This is a genomic window from Corynebacterium gallinarum, from assembly GCF_014837045.1.
Lineage (GTDB): Bacteria > Actinomycetota > Actinomycetes > Mycobacteriales > Mycobacteriaceae > Corynebacterium > Corynebacterium gallinarum.
The window spans coordinates 80636-97170 of the sequence record NZ_JACSPR010000007.1; the positions used below are offsets into that span (position 1 = coordinate 80636).

Annotated in this window: 19 protein-coding genes; 9 read left to right on the plus strand and 10 right to left on the minus strand. The window is 63.2% G+C overall.

The features are described from left to right. Positions 1-224: 224 nt before the first annotated feature. From H9627_RS10485 to H9627_RS10510, 6 genes are all read right to left on the minus strand, one after another. Positions 225-815 (minus strand): MogA/MoaB family molybdenum cofactor biosynthesis protein, encoded by a 591-nt coding sequence (locus tag H9627_RS10485; RefSeq protein ID WP_191733990.1) that lies wholly within the window; start codon positions 813-815, stop codon positions 225-227. A gap of 54 nt (positions 816-869) precedes the next feature. Beyond that, entirely contained in the window at positions 870-2204 is a 1335-nt protein-coding gene (locus H9627_RS10490) for a S1C family serine protease (RefSeq protein WP_191733991.1), read from the minus strand. A 79-nt stretch (positions 2205-2283) separates the two neighbouring features. After that, the gene (locus H9627_RS10495; RefSeq protein ID WP_191734044.1) at positions 2284-3705 is read right to left on the minus strand and encodes a HAMP domain-containing sensor histidine kinase; all 1422 of its coding nucleotides are present in this window, start codon (positions 3703-3705) and stop codon (positions 2284-2286) included. A 41-nt stretch (positions 3706-3746) separates the two neighbouring features. Then, positions 3747-4445 (minus strand): response regulator transcription factor, encoded by a 699-nt coding sequence (locus tag H9627_RS10500; protein WP_191733992.1) that lies wholly within the window; start codon positions 4443-4445, stop codon positions 3747-3749. Between the two features lie 234 nt (positions 4446-4679). Then, positions 4680-4853 carry a 50S ribosomal protein L32 gene (gene rpmF, locus H9627_RS10505; RefSeq protein WP_011075210.1) on the minus strand — a complete coding sequence of 58 codons (174 nt, stop codon included), beginning with the start codon at positions 4851-4853 and terminating at the stop codon, positions 4680-4682. Positions 4854-4864: 11 nt separating this feature from the next. Further along, positions 4865-5131, minus strand: coding sequence for a type B 50S ribosomal protein L31 (locus H9627_RS10510; protein WP_191733993.1), 267 nt, complete (start codon positions 5129-5131; stop codon positions 4865-4867). A 302-nt stretch (positions 5132-5433) separates the two neighbouring features. Between H9627_RS10510 and H9627_RS10515 the strand changes: the two genes are divergently transcribed. From H9627_RS10515 to H9627_RS10550, 8 genes are all read left to right on the plus strand, one after another. Next, on the plus strand, positions 5434-5847 hold the full coding sequence (locus tag H9627_RS10515) for an ArsR/SmtB family transcription factor (RefSeq protein WP_225213753.1): 414 nt from the start codon (positions 5434-5436) through the stop codon (positions 5845-5847). A gap of 134 nt (positions 5848-5981) precedes the next feature. Continuing rightward, positions 5982-7583 carry a SulP family inorganic anion transporter gene (locus H9627_RS10520; protein ID WP_191734046.1) on the plus strand — a complete coding sequence of 534 codons (1602 nt, stop codon included), beginning with the start codon at positions 5982-5984 and terminating at the stop codon, positions 7581-7583. A gap of 242 nt (positions 7584-7825) precedes the next feature. Next, on the plus strand, positions 7826-8062 hold the full coding sequence (gene rpmB / locus H9627_RS10525; protein WP_011075209.1) for a 50S ribosomal protein L28: 237 nt from the start codon (positions 7826-7828) through the stop codon (positions 8060-8062). Between the two features lie 2 nt (positions 8063-8064). Continuing rightward, on the plus strand, positions 8065-8229 hold the full coding sequence (gene rpmG, locus H9627_RS10530; RefSeq protein ID WP_042530058.1) for a 50S ribosomal protein L33: 165 nt from the start codon (positions 8065-8067) through the stop codon (positions 8227-8229). Positions 8230-8232: 3 nt separating this feature from the next. After that, positions 8233-8538, plus strand: a complete 306-nt coding sequence (rpsN, locus tag H9627_RS10535; protein WP_006770094.1) for a 30S ribosomal protein S14 — start codon at positions 8233-8235, stop codon at positions 8536-8538. An 11-nt stretch (positions 8539-8549) separates the two neighbouring features. After that, the gene (rpsR, locus tag H9627_RS10540; protein ID WP_003858407.1) at positions 8550-8801 is read left to right on the plus strand and encodes a 30S ribosomal protein S18; all 252 of its coding nucleotides are present in this window, start codon (positions 8550-8552) and stop codon (positions 8799-8801) included. A gap of 153 nt (positions 8802-8954) precedes the next feature. Beyond that, positions 8955-9812: a putative nucleotidyltransferase substrate binding domain-containing protein gene (locus H9627_RS10545; RefSeq protein WP_191733994.1), complete on the plus strand. Its 858-nt coding sequence runs from the start codon at positions 8955-8957 to the stop codon at positions 9810-9812. Between the two features lie 98 nt (positions 9813-9910). Further along, positions 9911-10582 (plus strand): TetR/AcrR family transcriptional regulator, encoded by a 672-nt coding sequence (locus H9627_RS10550; protein ID WP_191733995.1) that lies wholly within the window; start codon positions 9911-9913, stop codon positions 10580-10582. Here H9627_RS10550 and H9627_RS10555 read toward each other — a convergent pair. The 4 genes from H9627_RS10555 to H9627_RS10570 all read right to left on the minus strand — a co-directional run bounded on the left by H9627_RS10555 (position 10560) and on the right by H9627_RS10570 (position 15053). Continuing rightward, positions 10560-11381 carry an HpcH/HpaI aldolase/citrate lyase family protein gene (locus H9627_RS10555; RefSeq protein WP_191733996.1) on the minus strand — a complete coding sequence of 274 codons (822 nt, stop codon included), beginning with the start codon at positions 11379-11381 and terminating at the stop codon, positions 10560-10562. The genes H9627_RS10550 and H9627_RS10555 overlap by 23 nt on opposite strands. 74 nt (positions 11382-11455) lie before the next feature. Further along, positions 11456-13021 carry a bifunctional phosphoribosylaminoimidazolecarboxamide formyltransferase/IMP cyclohydrolase gene (gene purH / locus H9627_RS10560; protein ID WP_191733997.1) on the minus strand — a complete coding sequence of 522 codons (1566 nt, stop codon included), beginning with the start codon at positions 13019-13021 and terminating at the stop codon, positions 11456-11458. A gap of 6 nt (positions 13022-13027) precedes the next feature. Then, entirely contained in the window at positions 13028-13660 is a 633-nt protein-coding gene (purN, locus tag H9627_RS10565) for a phosphoribosylglycinamide formyltransferase (protein WP_404826208.1), read from the minus strand. Continuing rightward, positions 13635-15053: a cell division protein PerM gene (locus H9627_RS10570; RefSeq protein WP_191734047.1), complete on the minus strand. Its 1419-nt coding sequence runs from the start codon at positions 15051-15053 to the stop codon at positions 13635-13637. The genes purN and H9627_RS10570 overlap by 26 nt, the downstream gene beginning before the upstream one ends. Before the next feature lie 632 nt (positions 15054-15685). On the opposite strand from H9627_RS10570, the gene H9627_RS10575 reads away from it, so the two are divergent. After that, complete coding sequence (locus H9627_RS10575) at positions 15686-16456, plus strand: M23 family metallopeptidase (protein WP_191733999.1); 771 nt, start codon at positions 15686-15688, stop codon at positions 16454-16456. The last annotated feature ends 79 nt before the right edge of the window (positions 16457-16535 follow it).

Genomic DNA, 16535 nt, shown 5'->3' on the forward strand with positions numbered 1-16535 from the left:
GTTTTTTGTCATACCTGGGTCTGGGATCACCCGTGGTGGGGTGGTAGCTGTTCCTGCCAGAAATCCTCCCCGACAGGCGAATCATCCTGCTCTGGATCGAGAATGACCTCCCGGGCCTCATCGCCCTCCGGTAATGGTGCCGGAGTGTCAGCCGTCCGATCATAGTCACCGGCGGGCGATTCCCTGAAAACTCTCCTGCGTTTCCTCATCGACGTCCAGGCCCCCTAGACGACGGAGGCCTGCATCTGATCCACCACATGGTGCACCAGTGGCCCCATGGCGGTCATGCCCTCCCGGATGGCCTCATCGGATTCCGCGAGGTTGACCACCAGGGTCGACCCGGAGATACCCGACACACCGCGGGACACGGAGGCATCCACGGCTCCGCAGGACAGACCCGAGAACCGGAGGGCCTGGGCGATACCGGGGACAGACTGGTCCAAGATCGAACGGGTGGCCTCGGGTGCCTTATCCCGTGGTCCGACACCGACACCACCGACGGTGAGTACCAGATCGGCACCACCGACCACGGCAGTTTCAATGGCCTGGCGGATCTGCGACTTCCTGGACGGAACCTGAACCACCGCATCAACGGCGAAACCGGTTTCCACCAGCAGTTCGGTGACCATACGGCCTTTCTCCTGTGCAACCTCACCAGGGTGATCACTGACCAGTACAACAAGGGCCCGACGGAAGGCTGAGGGGTTGGACTCCTGCTCCGTAGCCATCAGGTATTCCGGGTCCGGCTCCACATTGGGGAGGGGCTCCCGGTTCTCCAGGACATCAGTGAGATTTCCCAGCGGATCGTTCGTCATCGTTCCTCGCTCAAACTCTATAGGGCCGTTTCAATCACACATTCTGCACTCAAACTACTCGCTGGTGAGAGTAACCTCCACCTGCCGGGTCTGCGAGGTATCTTGTGCGGTGACTGTCAGCGTAACCGTTTCCCCGAAATCTTGTGAGCGAACAGCGGCAATCAATGCATCTGCACTGTCGATGACACGGTCATTGAGCCTGGTCACCACATCACCGGGCATGAGGCCAGCTACTGCCCCGGGGCCACCGTCCTGGACGCTGGCGATCAATGCCCCCGATACGTTGGCGCCGTTGGCCAGTGAGACACCGATCATCGGCTGGGTGGCCACCCCGGTCTCGATGAGCTGGGTCGCAACCCGCTTGGCGAAATTGGCGGGGATGGCGAAACCAAGACCGATCGAGCCCCCGGTGTCAGTACCGGTGGAGATCGAGGCGATCACCGAGTTCATCCCGATGAGATTTCCCTCCATGTCCACCAGGGGGCCACCGGAGTTACCCGGGTTGATGGCAGCATCGGTCTGGATGGCGTCAATGAGGGAGGATTCTCCCCCCTCGCCGGAGGCACGCACCGGGCGGTTGAGGGCGGAAACGATGCCACTGGTCACGGTCGAACTCAATCCCAGCGGGGACCCCACCGCGAGGACCTCCTGCCCGACCGCCAGGGAATCGGAATCACCGAAGCTGATCATGGGCAGGTCGTTGGCATTACGGATCTTGATCACCGCAATGTCAGTGGAGACATCCCCGGCGATGAAGTCCGCCTCATAGGAGGATCCATCGGACATGGTCACCTGCAGCACACCGTTCTGCTCCACGCCTGCCACGACGTGGTTGTTGGTCATCACATAACCATCGGAGGAGATGATGGACCCGGATCCCTCGGAGGCGGAATTCCGGGTGAGTGCCTGGATGGAGACCACTGACGGCAGCACCTGATCGGCGACCTGTTCCGCGGATCCCGGTTCGGCGGTGACGGTGCGCTCGGAGCTCTGCTGGTCCAGAGCATTGACCACACCGGAGCCGCCGGTGTCATCCCCGAATTGAGTACTAGCCACACCCACGACGGAACCTGTGGCCACAGAACCCACCACCATGAGGGCGAGTGCGGTGCCCAGTCCGACGGATTTCTTCTGCTTCTTCTCCGGCTGGACGGGCTCCACCCGGGTGGTGTCGGTGTCCCAGCTGGTCCACGCCGGGGTTCCCGCCGCCATGCCTGCCTGCGCGCCTGTCCCGGTGCTCGCCCCGGTGTTCAATCCGGTACTCGCCCCCGGGGTCTGCTCCGGCGGGGTTCCCCACGAGGGATACGCACTCCGAACGGGTTCAAATGAGGAGGTTTCGTTGTCCGGCGTGGGATTCGCCTCATTATTGTGGGGATCGGGATATGTCATGGTCTCTAGTATGACCTTCCTGGCTGCGGGGCCACTCTCATGATTCTGAATGCTGGCTGTGAGGTTGGTGAACGACCCACTATCGCGGGTTGGGCTGCCCCGGCGACAGCTGCGCGGGGTCCTGGGTGCCGGGGAACACCAGGGTGACCTTGGTTCCCCCGTCATCGGATTCCCCCACCTCGATATGCCCGTCGTGGCGGTCAACCACCTGCCGGACAATGGCCAACCCGAGTCCGGATCCGGGCAGTGAACGCGACTGTACCGCACGGTAGAACCGTTCGAAGATCATCTCGCGTTCCTCCTCCGGGATTCCCGGCCCGGAATCCTCCACCACGATCTGGACATGGTGTTCGTCAATGGGCTTCATGGAGACCCGGACCTGGGAATCCTCCGGGGACCACTTCACGGCATTATCCAGGACATTGACCAGGGCCCGGGTCAGCGAGAATCCATCGCCGTTGAGATACCAGGACACCGTGTGGGTGAGGATCTCCACATCATGACGCCGTCGGTCCACCCGTTCCACCGCGGTTTCCAGCACCCGGTTGAGGTGAACCGGTTCCAGGACGTTCTTCTCCTCCTCGCGGGTCAGATCGACGAGGTCCCCGATGAGGGTGGACATCTCCTCCATCTGGGCCAGGACGTCACGTTCCAGCTCGTGACGGTCCTGCTCTGAGATCCGGGGCGCACCCGGACGGGATGCCATCATGAGCAGTTCAATGTTGGTGCGCATGGAGGTGAGCGGGGTCTTGAGTTCATGTCCGGCATCAGCCACCAGCTGGGACTGCCGCATCCGGGATACCCGGAGCGCCTCGAGCATCTCATTGAAACTCACCGTCAACCGGGCCAGTTCATCATTTCCCACGACCGGGATCGGGCGAAGCTGGTCGGTACGGGCGACGGTCTCCACGGCACGCTGCAGTCGCGCCAGCGGTTTCAGGCTGGCATCGGAGATGACAAACCCCAGGAGAAGGGAGATGAGCACACCCGCGCAGCTGATGACCAGCAGCGACACCCCCAGGGAGGTGACCAGTTGGTGGGTCTCGTCCATCCGCAGGGTCATGACAACCGCGGCACCCGTCTCGTCGCTCATGACGACGATGCGTTCCCCGCTGGCGCTACTCATGATCCTGGTGCCGGGGGTCTCACGGACCGGGGGAAGGTCCGCCGGGAGGGCGATGGAATCGCCCACCACGTACTCCCATCCAGGAGGGGACAAAGCCACACGCAAGTCCTGGTTGTAGGACTTGAGCATCGCTATCTCTTCCTCAACGCTCGCGTAGAATTCCGGATCCTGGGCGCGCTCAAGGAGCGTGGATGCCTTTCGTTCCAGGCGCTCGTCAACAGACGAGGTCAGAGATGAGGATACGGTCCAGTAGGAGGCGACCGAGATCACCCCCACCGTGATGGCGACGAGAACAGCCCTCATGAAGGCGAGGCGCCAACGCATGGAGGCGGCGTAACCCCATCCCTCCTGCTGGTCCTCACCCGGATCAAGCATCACCTCAACCGGCTGGTGTGATGATCCGATACGCCTCAATGTCACGGAGCGGTCTCCCTGAGGACATATCCGACTCCACGGACGGTGTAGATGACCCTGCTCTCCCCTTCCAGTTCAGTTTTGCGACGTAGATAACCGATGTACACCTCGAGGGCATTGCCCGAGGTCGGGAAATCGTAACCCCAGACCTCCTCCAGGATGGTGTTGCGGGGCAGCACCTTCCGGGGGTTTTTCATGAGTAGTTCCAACAGGGCGAACTCGGTGCGGGTCAGGCTGATGGGGCGACCTCCCCTGGAGACGTCACGGGTCTCCGGGTTCAGGGTGAGATCCCCGAAGGAGAGTTCGGTCTGGCGGTTGCTGGCCGCGTTATTGGATTCCACCGCGGAGCGACGCACGAGTGACCGGACCCTGGCGAGCAGTTCCTCCAATGCGAAGGGCTTGCTCAGGTAGTCATCGGCTCCCGCATCCAGACCGCCGACGCGGTCCGAGACATTGTCCCGGGCAGTGAGGATGAGAATGGAGCGGTCATCCCCCTGACTGCGGAGGGTGCGGCACACCTCGAGGCCGTCCATCCGGGGCATCATGACATCAAGAATCACGATCTCGGGATGTTCCCTCTCAATAACCTCCAGTGCCTGAATGCCATCCTCTGCAGTCACCACGTTGTACCCATTGAAGGTCAGGGAACGCCTCAGAGATTCACGTACCGCTGGTTCATCGTCTACGACCAGAACTTTCATTTACACACTTCCCTTGTAAACAGAAAGAGGCACCTGCCACCTCTGAACATGCTGTGAAATCCCAACAACCTGGCGTGTAACCATCTGACAGGGAGCCTTGGATTTGCTCAATAATAGCACTAGACATAACAAAGAGACCGGACATAGTCAGCCAGTCGGCTGCTATATCCGGTCTTTCTGTTTGGTGGTGACTTGCCTCAGGGCAGTCACCTGCGTCAGAACTAGGCTAGTGGACTAGAACTGCTCCACGTCAACGAGGCCGAGCTGCGCGGCCTTGACCAGACGACGTGGGATGCGGACGGTCTGACCGTCGATCTTCACATCCTGGAGGGCGACATTGTCAGCCTTCCACTGGGAACGGCGCATACGGGTGTTGGCGCGAGACATACGGCGCTTTGGAACTGCCATGGTTTATTCTCCTATGCCTTCTTCTTACGGCGAGCCATGCCGCCGAAGCGACGCTCGAACTTCTCGACTCGGCCGGCGGTGTCCATGACACGCTGTGCGCCGGTCCAGAACGGGTGGGATTCGCTGGTGACGTCAACGACGATCAGCGGGTACTCATTTCCGTCTTCCCAGGCGATGGTGCGATCGCTGGTGACGGTGGAGCGGGTCATGAACTGGAAACCAGTACCTGCGTCCTGGAAGACCACCGGGTGGTAGTCGGGGTGAATTTCGTTCTTCATTTACTCTCGATTCCCTCAGGATTGAAACTACGGGTCGGTTCCACAGGACGCGGATCGTGCCCGAGTTGGGTTCGGTGAAGTATGCACTGCCCAAGTGGCAATGAACCTGTAATACCTTACACGGCGTGCGGGTGAACCAAAAATCCCTCTAGCGTCACCCCATAGCACGTCCCTGGCCGGGCAGCGCTCCCCGCCTGCCACATTCCTCTGCCCCGGGATCATCCCGGATCATGGATCCGAGCCATTTCCCTGTACATCGACCCCATCTACCGATATGATGGATTCATCATATTCCCACGTCAATGAGGTGTCTTTTGTTCAGTTCCGAGCAGCTCCCACTGTATGAACGCAAGGCCAACCTGTTCAAGGGTCTGGCCCATCCCTACCGCATCAGGATTCTGGAGATCCTCTCCACCGAATCCCAGGTCCCCGTCTCCGCCATGATCCAGGAGACCGGGCTGGAGTCATCCCACCTGTCCCAGCATCTCGCGGTGCTCCGCAAATACGGACTGGTCACCTCCGAGCGCAATGCCAATGCGGTCTCCTACAGCCTCACCCACCCCCAGGTGGCTGATCTGCTGCGCACGGCCCGCGCCCTGCTCAACCAGATGCTCGCCCACTCCTCGGACCAGTTGACCTCGATCTCCTCCCTGCCGGACCTCGAGGGTCACCCGGATAAGGAGGGTGCGCAGGTACCGGGGGTGACCACCGCGTGACCATCCCCCACCCCGCATCCCCGGGACCCAACCCCACAACCACAACGCCCCAGCCCCGCCGGAGCCGTCGCAACGCCCGGGCCCAGAGCGGGCAGTGGCGTTCCCTCCTCCCCTCCGCCGATGATTATGTACTCCTGCGCTCCACCTGGCGCGGGGACATCACCGCCGGCATCACCGTCGGTATCGTCGCCCTCCCCCTCGCCCTGGCCTTCGGTGTCAGCTCCGGGGTGGGTGCGGAGGCGGGGCTGATCACCGCCATCGTCGCCGGCCTCATCGCCGCTGTCTTCGGTGGTTCCAATGTGCAGGTTTCCGGACCCACCGGCGCGATGGTGGTGGTCCTCGCCCCGATCGTGATGGCCCACGGTGTTGCGGCGGTGGCACTGGTCAGTCTCATGGCCGGAGCCATCGTCCTACTGGCGGGTGTGTTCAAACTGGGGCGCACAGTCAGTTATATTCCCTGGCCCGTCATCGAGGGGTTCACCCTCGGCATCGGCGTGATCATCTTCATGCAGCAGGTTCCGGCCGCGGTCGGGTACACCGGTTCCCTGCCTCCGAACACCGTCGCAGCCGCCTGGCATGCCCTCACCCACGCCGCATGGCCGGACGGTTTCCTGCCGTTGGCGGTGGTGGCCGCGGTCATCATCGTCATGCTCCTGCTCGGCAGATTCGCCCCGAAGGCACCGGCGAGTTTCCTCGCAATCATCGTGGTGACCGTCGCCGTGCTGGTGCTCAGGCTCCCGGTGGCCGACATCGGTGAGATCCCCCGTTCCCTGCCCGCCCCCACCCTGCCGGAGATGAATCCGGAGCTGGTGAGCGCACTGGTGGGACCCGCCTTCGCCGTCGCGGCCCTCGCGGCGATCGAATCGCTCCTCTCTGCCCGCGTCGCAGCCTCGATGGCGGATACTGGCCCCTACAACGCCGACCGTGAGCTGGTGGGCCAGGGGCTCGCCTCCATCGGCGCCGGATTCTTCGGTGGCATGCCGGCCACCGGTGCGATCGCCCGCACCTCCGTCAACGTCCGCTCCGGTGGTCGCACCCGGGTCTCGGCCATCGTCCACGCACTGGTGCTGCTGGCGGTGGTCTACCTGGCCGCCGGCGTGGTGTCCGTGATCCCCCTGGCCGCCCTGTCGGGTGTCCTCATGGTCACCGCCGCCCGCATGGTCAATCTGGAGGTGACATCCCGGGTGCTGCGTTCCACGCGTTCCGATGGTGTCGTCTTTATCATCACCGCGATCATCACCATCACCGTGGATCTGGTGGTGGCGGTGGGCATCGGCATCGCGGCGGCCGCCTTCTTCATCCTCCGCCGCATGAGCCTGGATACCGGCCTCTTCCGCGAGGCACTCCCCGGCAGGGCCATGCCGGGCGATGAACGCATCGCACTGTTCAGGATCGAGGGGTCCCTCTTCTTCGGTGCGGCGGAACGCATCCTGGACCAGATCCTGGAGCATAAGGCCACCAACGGCATCGATGTGGTGATCCTGCGCCTGTCCCAGATCCAGATGATCGACGCCACCGGTGCCAACCAGCTGGCGGAACTGGTGAACGCCCTCGAACGGCGTGGGGTGACTGTAATCATCAAGGGTGTGCGTAAGGAACATATCCATGTGCTGGGTGTGCTGGGTGCCATCCGCTCCCTGCGGGACCCCAACCATCTCGTCGACGATCTGGACACGGCCGTCGCCCACGCCCGCAGCCACGTCACGGGGTCGTCCGGGGAGGCGCTGTCACGGTAGGGTGCCCGGCAACCGGGTACCTGTGCCTATCGACGCCCCCATGCCACCGCTCCGGATCACCGCCACATGAACCGCATGCAGGGAGGGGATTAGGAGTTTTGGGGTCGCATCTGTAAGATTGTCCCTTGCTGTTGTCGTAAATATTCGTTATCGCCCTCTCAGCTGGCATGCTCGCGCCCCGGACCTGGTCCGGTGCGGCGCGTCTTCTAACTGATTGTGGGCGGCTAGGAGAAAGCTAAGTTATGTCGGCACATTGCCAAGTAACGGGACGTCAGCCGAGTTTCGGCAAGTCTGTCTCGCACTCGCACCGACGCACTTCCCGCCGTTGGAACCCCAACGTGCAGCGTCGCAAGTTTTTCGTCCCCTCCATGGGACGCACCATCACTCTGACCGTATCCACCAAGGGCCTGAAGGTCATTGACCGCGATGGCATCGAAGCCGTCGTGGCTCAGATCCGCGCACGTGGGGAGAAGATCTAAAGATGGCACGTAATGATATCCGCCCCATCATCAAGCTGAAGTCTACGGCTGGCACCGGTTACACCTATGTCACCCGCAAGAACAAGCGCAACAACCCGGATCGCATCACCCTCAAGAAATTCGATCCCGTAGTCCGCAAGCACGTCGAATTCCGCGAGGAGCGATAATTCATGGCAAAGAAGTCTAAGATCGCCAAGAATGAGCAGCGCAAGGCTATCGTCGCCCGCTACGCGGAGCGTCGCGCAGAGCTCAAGGCCATCATCCGTAACCCGAACACCTCTGATGAGGATCGTCTGGATGCACAGTTCGAACTGAACCGTCAGCCACGCGACGCCGCTCAGGTCCGCGTTCGTAACCGCGACGCCCACGATGGTCGTCCCCGCGGTTACCTCCGCAAGTTCGGTCTGTCCCGTGTCCGTATGCGCGAGATGGCTCACCGCGGTGAGCTTCCGGGCGTTCGTAAGTCCAGCTGGTAGGAGCACACACAATGAAGCAGCGCAACAACGCTAAGCGTGTCCGCCTCGAGCAGACCCGCCGCCCCAAGAAGAACCCGCTGAAGGCAGCGGGCATCGAGAAGGTTGACTACAAGGACATCAACACCCTTCGTCAGTTCATCTCGGACCGCCACAAGATCCGTTCCCGCCGTGTCACCGGCCTGACCCCGCAGCAGCAGCGCGAGGTTGCCACCGCCGTGAAGAATGCACGCGAGATGGCTCTCCTGCCGTTCACCAGCCGCTAAGACTGGGAATAACGAACACAGCGACATTTAGAGAACCACCTGCTTCCCGTTTTCCGGGGAGCAGGTGGTTCTTTCTGTTGTGTCTGGGTGTATTTTGAGTGGTGTATTTTAAGTAGGCGATACACCACCACCGCGATAGTTAAGGATCCCACCGTGCTGCACCCCTCCCTGCTCGAGCTCGCCGAGAGCGCACCGTTGTGCGCGAATCCAGCCACCGTCCGTGGTGTGCTGGCGGATTCCCGCGAGCTGCTCGGCAATGCGCTGCAGCACGGGGAGGACCCCTCGGTGCTTGCAGGTTGGTTCTCCCGGGTGATCACTGATGCACTGCACTCCCCCGGTGTGGACGATGAGATCGTTCTCACCGGCCCCGTGGGACGTGGTGACGCGCTGCCCACCTCGCCCGTGAGGTGGCTGACGGTCGTCGGCAAGCATGCCGAGGACCCCAACCCGGCATTGGCTCGGATGTTGACGGATCTTGGTTTCGTCGCGGAGCCCGTCGGGGCGGCCCCCCGCGGCCGGTGGGAGGAGCGGGCGCGGTCGGGTGAGGACGCCAAGGTGTACCTGGATGCGGGCACGTGGGTGGCCTCCCTGGTGCAGGTGGATGCGCGCACCCTGCTTGACGACGCCCTCGCCTCCCGTCCCCCGGCCATCGAGCTGGCCGACGGTCTCCCGTCCCGGGAGATGAGCGTGAACGTCCGCGCGGATCTGATGATCCCCACGGTCAACCTCGCCCGCTGGGCCGCGTATCAGGCGGGGTCGACCGCACCGACCACCGCGCAGCGGCTCATCGATGCCCGCACCGCCGACGTCATCACCGCGGATGAGGCCGATGCGCTGACCCAGGTGTGGAAATCCTCCCTGGAGTTGCAGTCCAGGCGGTGGATGGACCATATTCATGATCAGGACGCCACGGCCTGGGACATGCCGGCCCTGCAGCGTTCCACCTACGGGGCGGCAGCACGTCTTTTGTCTCAGGTGATGAGTTCGGTGGAGGCACGGCACGCCGGTTAGCCATCCCCAGTGGGACGGCAGACCTGTGAGGCACTAGAATCTTTTCAAATATCAATCACCAGCAGTGTTCACGCAACTGAAGGAAGTGCAACGAGGTTATGGCAGGTGCAGTCGGACGCCCCCGGAGGTCAGCTCCGCGTCGGGCGGGCAAGAATCCCCGCGAGGAGATTCTCGATGCCTCAGCTGAACTGTTCACCCGTCAGGGTTTCGCCACCACCTCCACACACCAGATCGCCGATGCCGTGGGTATCCGACAGGCATCCCTGTACTACCACTTCCCCTCCAAGACGGAGATCTTCCTCACCCTGCTGAAATCCACCGTGGAGCCATCCATGGTGCTGGCCGGGGACCTGGCCAATCTCGAGGCCTCCCCGGAGCTGCGCCTGTGGGCGCTGGTCGCGGCCGAGGTGCGTCTGCTGCTGTCGACGAAGTGGAATGTCGGTCGCCTCTACCAGCTGCCGATCGTGGCCTCTGAGGAGTTCGATGAGTACCACAAGCAGCGGGCCACCCTGACCGATACCTTCCGCAGCCTGGCCACGGAGATCGTCGGTGAAAACGATCCCCGTGCGGAACTACCGTTCCACATCACGATGTCCGCCATCGAGATGCGCCGCAATGACGGCAAGGTCCCCAGCCCCCTGTCGGAGGACAGCCTGCCGGAGACCGCCATCATGCTTGCCGACGCCGCCCTCGCCGTCCTCGGCGCCGACCTGCCCGGGGACCGGGTGGAGCGCACCCTGGAACTGCTCAGGCAGGCTGACGGGAAATAATCATCCGGGCCTGGGCGATGAGGGGTTCATCGATCATCTGACCGTCCAGCTTGAACGCACCCGGGAAGTTCTCCGCCTCCGCCACCACACGCCGGGCCCAGCCCAGCTGCTCCGACTCCGGGCGGTAGGCACGACGGACCGTGTCGATCTGTTTCGGGTGGATACACGCCGAGGCTGCGAAACCGGATCGGGCCGCATCGGCGGCCTCGTGGAAGTGCCCCTGGACATCATGGAAGTCCGCGTGGACCGCGTCGATGGTGAATTTCCCGTTCGCCGTGGCATGGATGTGCATGAGGGCACGGGTCAGGCGCATGGTGTCCCGGTAGGATCCGGTGCCGGGCTCATCGGCGAGGAACCTGGAATGGGTGCCACCGAGCAGGTGGGTGAGATCCTCCGCGCCCCAGAACATGCCCACCACGTCCTCATGGGCCGCGATGTGGGCCACGTTGAGCACAGCCTGGGGCGTTTCGATCATGGCGATGACCTTCAGGCCCGCCAGCTCCTCCGGGATGCCGGTGGTGACCTTGGGAACCATCACCAGGGTGTAGTCGGTGGTGCGCACAAAGGCCACATCCTCGGCGAAATGCGGATCATCCGGCCCGACCACCCGGACGATGGTGTGGGCGGGGTCCAGACCGGAGTCGGCGATGTTGGCGTAGGCGGTGGCGCGGTCCACGTCCCCCGCGCCGTCCTCCAGGTCGAGGATGACCATGTCGGCGCGCGCGGCGGCCTTGGGGATGATCTCCCTGCGGTTGGCGGGGGCGAAGAGGATGGCGGGACCGGTGATCAAATCAGACATACCTACAGTTGTACGCGTGGAATGAGAAAAAGGCAGTCCTTTCACGGACTGCCTCTCCCCCACCTACTGCTCTCCTAGTGGGAGAAGTGACGTGCACCGGTGAGGTACATGGTCACACCGGCCTTGTTGGCGGCCTCGATGACCTCATCATCACGGATGGACCCACCCGGCTGGACCACGGCGGTGATCCCGGCCTGCGCGAGCACCTCAAAGCCGTCGGCGAACGGGAAGAACGCGTCGGAGGCGGCCACGGAACCCGTCGCACGCTCCGCACCGGCACGTTCGACGGCCAGACGTGCGGAATCCACACGGTTGACCTGGCCCATGCCCACACCGACGGTGGCGCCGTCCTTGGCCAGGAGGATGGCGTTGGACTTTACGGAACGCACCGCGGTCCAGGCGAAGTCCAGATCCTTGAGCACCTCAGCGGACACGGCCTCACCCGCTGCCAGGGTCCAGTTCTCGGGGTTGTCGCCCTCGGCGTGGATGAGATCGCGTTCCTGAACGAGGATGCCGCCGGAGATCTCACGGGTCTCGAATCCTTCACGGACCGGGGCCTCAGCCTGGAGGATACGGATGTTCTTCTTCTGGCTGAGGACCTCAACCGCGCCGTCCTCGTAGGACGGGGCGATGATGACCTCGGTGAAGATCTCCGCGACCTGCTCGGCCATCTCCACGGACACCTCACGGTTGGAGGCGATCACGCCACCGAATGCGGAGACGGAGTCACAGGCGTGGGCCTGGCGGTGGGCGGCGGCGATGGACTCATCGGACACGGCGATGCCACACGGGTTCGCATGCTTGATGATGGCCACACACGCACGCTCATGGTCCCAGGCTGCACGCCATGCGGCATCCGAGTCGGTGTAGTTGTTGTAGGACATCTCCTTGCCGTGGAGCTGGGTGGCCTGCGCCAGTCCGTTGGCGCCGTGGCTGACATACAGGGCGGCGGACTGGTGGGGGTTCTCACCGTAACGGAGGGAACGTGCCAGGGTGCTGGTGGAGCCGATCCAGCCCGGGAACTCCACCTCGGTGTCCGCGGCGGACAGCTGCTCGCTGATCCAGGTTGCCACGGTGACATCGTAGGTGGCAGTGTGGCGGAAGGCCTCGGCGGCGAGCTTGGTGCGCTCCGCGCGGGAGAACCCACCGGTGTTGAGCACGGAGACAACATCCTCGTACTGTCCCGGGGAGGTGACCACAGCCACCGACGGGTGGTTCTTGGCCGCCGCGCGGACCATGGAGGGGCCTCCGATGTCGATCTGCTCGACGCAGTCATCGAAACCGGCGCCCGATGCGACGGTCTCGGCGAAGGGGTACAGGTTGACCACGACGAGCTGGAACGGGGTGACCCCGAGTTCATCCAGCTGGCGGAGGTGGTCATCCTTGCGGGTGTCGGCCAGGATTCCGGCGTGCACCTTCGGGTGGAGGGTCTTGACGCGGCCCTCCAGACATTCGGGGAATCCGGTGAGTTCCTCAACCGGGGTGACAGGAATACCGAGATCGGCAATCTTCGCCGCGGTGGATCCGGTGGACACGATCTCCACACCTGCGTGGTGCAGTGCCTGTGCCAGATCCTCCAGGCCTGTCTTGTCATACACGCTGATGAGTGCGCGCTTAATTGCCTTACGATCTTCGCTCATGAAGGATTAGCCTCTCCAGTTGAGTTGTACGCCACCCTGGGTGCGGGAAACCTCCGCACGGTTCAGGACTTCTACAATGAGTTTACGCTCTACCTGCTTGATTCTTTCATGCAGGCTGTTTTCATCATCGCCCACCTCCACCGGAACCGGGCGCTGGTCGATGATGGGGCCGGTATCAACCCCCGCATCCACAAGGTGGACGGTGGATCCGGTGACCTTCACCCCGTAGGCAAGCGCATCCCGGACCGCATGGGCCCCCGGGAACGACGGCAGCAGCGCCGGGTGGGTGTTGATGATGCGGGAGGGGAACCTGGACAGGAAACCCTCCCCGAGAATCTTCATGAACCCCGCGGAGACCACCAGGTCCGGTTCGTACGATGCCACCGCATCCGCCAGTTCCCCGTTCCACGCCGCACGGTCCGCACCGAGTGCCACCACCCGGGTGGGTATCCCCGCGTCGGTGGCCCGTGTGATTGCGGGGCACTCGACATCGGAGACGACACCGGCGATCCGGTAGTTCCCCTGGGCCTCGATCAGTGCCTGCAGGAGGGTTCCCGTGCCGGAGGCCAGAACAACAATGGTGGTCGATGAGTCAGAGTTCACAGGCACAATGTTAACGCCCGTCTGGTCGGGAACCATCATCGGTTTCCGGACCGTCAACCCCAGGATCAGGGGTGTCCCCCGTTTCCTCTGGTTCCGCATCCGGGATGTCGGTGTCCTCCCCACCCTCGGATTCCTCCGGGGACTCAGGGGTTTCCGGGGGAGACGCTTCAACGTCGGTGTCTGCAGTGTCTGCAGCGTCTACAGTGTCTGCATCCGCCTCTTGTTCGTCGGTCTCCTCTATATAGGCCTCCGTATCGACCTCCTCCACCTCAGCCGGAGTTGCGTCAGCGTCCTCGGTGTCTTCGTCGGTGGCGGGGGTTTCGTCGACAAGCACGGGGGCAGGGGCCGCGGGACGCCGCATACCGGACCGGAGCCTGTCGATACCGGTGATGAGCAGGACGGCAACCGCCGGGTAGAGGAACATCAGGCCGGCTGCCGGCAGCAGAGCGAGACCCACCCGGCCGTAGACACCCAGGTGTCCACCGGCCAGCACGGCGGCGGCGAGGAAGAACACCGCGGTGACAACCGCCGACACGAGTGTGACCAGCAACCGCAGTGGGGTGCGCAGGCAGACCCATACCGCCACGGTGGCGGGGATCAGCAGGAGGACCCCAGCCCACTCCGGTGCCGCGGAGGGAACGGCGGCCAACACCGGCAGGGGTGGGAGGGGCACGAGGGTGACGCTGAAGAGACTGATCAGCCCGTCGCCGAAGTGCAGTGGTGCGCCGGCGAGGACACCCATGGCATAGATAACGATGTTGGGCAGGTAGAGCAGGCTGAGTATCAGCAGGGCGGGCACCGCACCCCCACCCTCATAACCGGAGAGGGTTGCCAGGAAGGCCCGGTGGTTGACCGCGATCATCACGATCACCACCACCAGCGCCACGACGGCATAGGCGATCAGGAACCGGATCGCCTGGATTGCCGCATCCACCAACCAGGAGGGACCGCCGTAGCGGCGTAGCAGCGCCCGCCACAACCTGGGCCCCATTCCCAACACCAGCGCAATGAGGTGGATGAGTAACACCCTGCCGATCATCGCGGCTGCGGGTGGGGCATCCACCTCCAGCACCTCGGAGGCGTCCCGGAGCATGAGGCTGGCGATCCCGGCGAGCACGAGCGGTACCAGGAGCACCAGGGTGGTCAGCACGGCGAGGTCCGCGATGCTGGCCTTCTTCTTCACCGAGTTGTACACCCGGCGGGCCACGGCCCAGATCAGCACCATGCCGGGGACCATGGGGAGGACACCGACCACCTCCCCGCTGCCGGCGACCGGGCTCATATTGAGCGCCAGCCACAGCTGGGCGATCGTCGCGGGCAGCGCCACCATGCTCGACGCGGAGAACAGCAGCACTGCGACAGCTGCCACGATGACGAGGAGGACGGCGATGCCATGGGGGATCAGAACGGACGGCAGGAGTCGGCGCACGCGCGATGTCGTGGCGGCGGTGGCCGGTGCCGGGGTGGCGTTCTGGGGCTTCGGTCGTCGACGGCGGACCGAGGTGGGCCGTTTCTGCGGACTATTGTTCTTGCTCATCGTGATCAACTGTGCCACGCCGGTGCCGGAAAATGTCGGTGGCACGTCGGGAACGGGCGGCGAACAACCCTCCCGGCGACCGACTCCCCTCCCTCCGCCTCAAGCCCCTCGGGCGGACATATGGGAGGACACCTGTCCAGTGACACACTGCTGTTACATTGCGATACCACCGGGGGACAAAACTGGGAAAATCCTCTCCGAAGATCTCGAAAAGCAGCTCTATTGTTACTAAATGCGACAAAGATTACACTTCACGCAAAAATTGCATAAAAGATGTCTTTCCCGTCAATCGTGCAGGTGAGAGCCAGATTACTTTCCCCAAAATCACAATGCCCGCCCCAGCCGAAGAAGTAAATCGCAATCACTGTCTCCATTTCACTTGATCCCCGGGGGGTCAGGCGCTAGTGTTACTTCCGGTAGATAACAAGATGGTCACAATCCAGACACCAATCGTGATTCTTTAACAGGGACCTCAGAACCCCTCGTGACTGGTTTGATGTGACAGATGATGGAAGCAGGCTAAATTGCAGGAGCAGACCCAGCAGGTGGGCAAGCACCGCAAGCACACCACTTCTCAGTCGGCCAAGGGCCGTGTGGCTTTTGTGGCGGTAGCAACAGGTGCGGTCTCCACCGCAGGTGCAGGTGGAGCGGCAGTGGCGCAGACCCAGGCGCAGTCCCCGGAGCATTCCCAGGTGCAGCCACAGTCGGCCGTCACCGAGGCAGCTGTCGAGGTGGACTACCAGCTCACCAACAACGGCGTTGAGTCCGAGTACGTCGGAGGCAGCTCCGCACCTCAGATCCTCGCCATCGCGGAGTTCAAGCCGGTGGTCAACCTCGGCGAGCAGATCGCCAAGACCATCGAGTACAACGCCGAGCGCGTCCAAGCCGACCTGGACAACCGTGGTGCTTCCGTGGTCAAGCCTGCTGAAGGTGCCTTCACCTCCGGCTACGGCCCCCGCTGGGGCACCATCCACCAGGGCATTGACATCGCCAACGCCGTGGGCACCCCGATCCTCTCTGTGATGGACGGTACCGTCATCGATTCCGGTCCCGCCTCCGGTTACGGCAACTGGATCCGCATCCAGCACACCGACGGTTCCATCTCCGTCTACGGCCACATGGAGACCCTTGATGTCGCCGTCGGCCAGACCGTGCGCGCCGGCCAGAAGATTGCAGGCATGGGCAACCGTGGTTTCTCCACCGGTTCCCACCTCCACTTCGAGATCCACCCGGCCGGCATGGGCCCGGTTGATCCGCTGCCCTGGTTCGCCGAGCGCGGCGTCACCATCGCCTAACACCCCTGGATCCCCCACCCGTCAACGGGATCCCCGAAGAGGACAGTCCACCCGGACTGTCCTCTTTTTTTGCGTTCCC

Bases quoted from the DNA above. Each gene is read 5' to 3' on its own strand.
- H9627_RS10485 (WP_191733990.1), bottom strand. From the start codon at position 815: ATGACGAACGATCCGCTGGGAAATCTCACTGATGTCCTGGAGAACCGG.
- rpsN (WP_006770094.1), top strand. From the start codon at position 8,233: ATGGCAAAGAAGTCTAAGATCGCCAAGAATGAGCAGCGCAAGGCTATC.
- rpsR (WP_003858407.1), top strand. From the start codon at position 8,550: ATGAAGCAGCGCAACAACGCTAAGCGTGTCCGCCTCGAGCAGACCCGC.
- purN (WP_404826208.1), bottom strand. From the start codon at position 13,660: ATGGTTCCCGACCAGACGGGCGTTAACATTGTGCCTGTGAACTCTGAC.
- H9627_RS10550 (WP_191733995.1), top strand. From the start codon at position 9,911: ATGGCAGGTGCAGTCGGACGCCCCCGGAGGTCAGCTCCGCGTCGGGCG.
- H9627_RS10555 (WP_191733996.1), bottom strand. From the start codon at position 11,381: ATGTCTGATTTGATCACCGGTCCCGCCATCCTCTTCGCCCCCGCCAAC.
- H9627_RS10515 (WP_225213753.1), top strand. From the start codon at position 5,434: ATGAGGTGTCTTTTGTTCAGTTCCGAGCAGCTCCCACTGTATGAACGC.
- rpmF (WP_011075210.1), bottom strand. From the start codon at position 4,853: ATGGCAGTTCCAAAGCGCCGTATGTCTCGCGCCAACACCCGTATGCGC.
- purH (WP_191733997.1), bottom strand. From the start codon at position 13,021: ATGAGCGAAGATCGTAAGGCAATTAAGCGCGCACTCATCAGCGTGTAT.
- H9627_RS10500 (WP_191733992.1), bottom strand. From the start codon at position 4,445: ATGAAAGTTCTGGTCGTAGACGATGAACCAGCGGTACGTGAATCTCTG.
- rpmB (WP_011075209.1), top strand. From the start codon at position 7,826: ATGTCGGCACATTGCCAAGTAACGGGACGTCAGCCGAGTTTCGGCAAG.
- rpmG (WP_042530058.1), top strand. From the start codon at position 8,065: ATGGCACGTAATGATATCCGCCCCATCATCAAGCTGAAGTCTACGGCT.
- H9627_RS10510 (WP_191733993.1), bottom strand. From the start codon at position 5,131: ATGAAGAACGAAATTCACCCCGACTACCACCCGGTGGTCTTCCAGGAC.
- H9627_RS10490 (WP_191733991.1), bottom strand. From the start codon at position 2,204: ATGACATATCCCGATCCCCACAATAATGAGGCGAATCCCACGCCGGAC.
- H9627_RS10495 (WP_191734044.1), bottom strand. From the start codon at position 3,705: ATGCTTGATCCGGGTGAGGACCAGCAGGAGGGATGGGGTTACGCCGCC.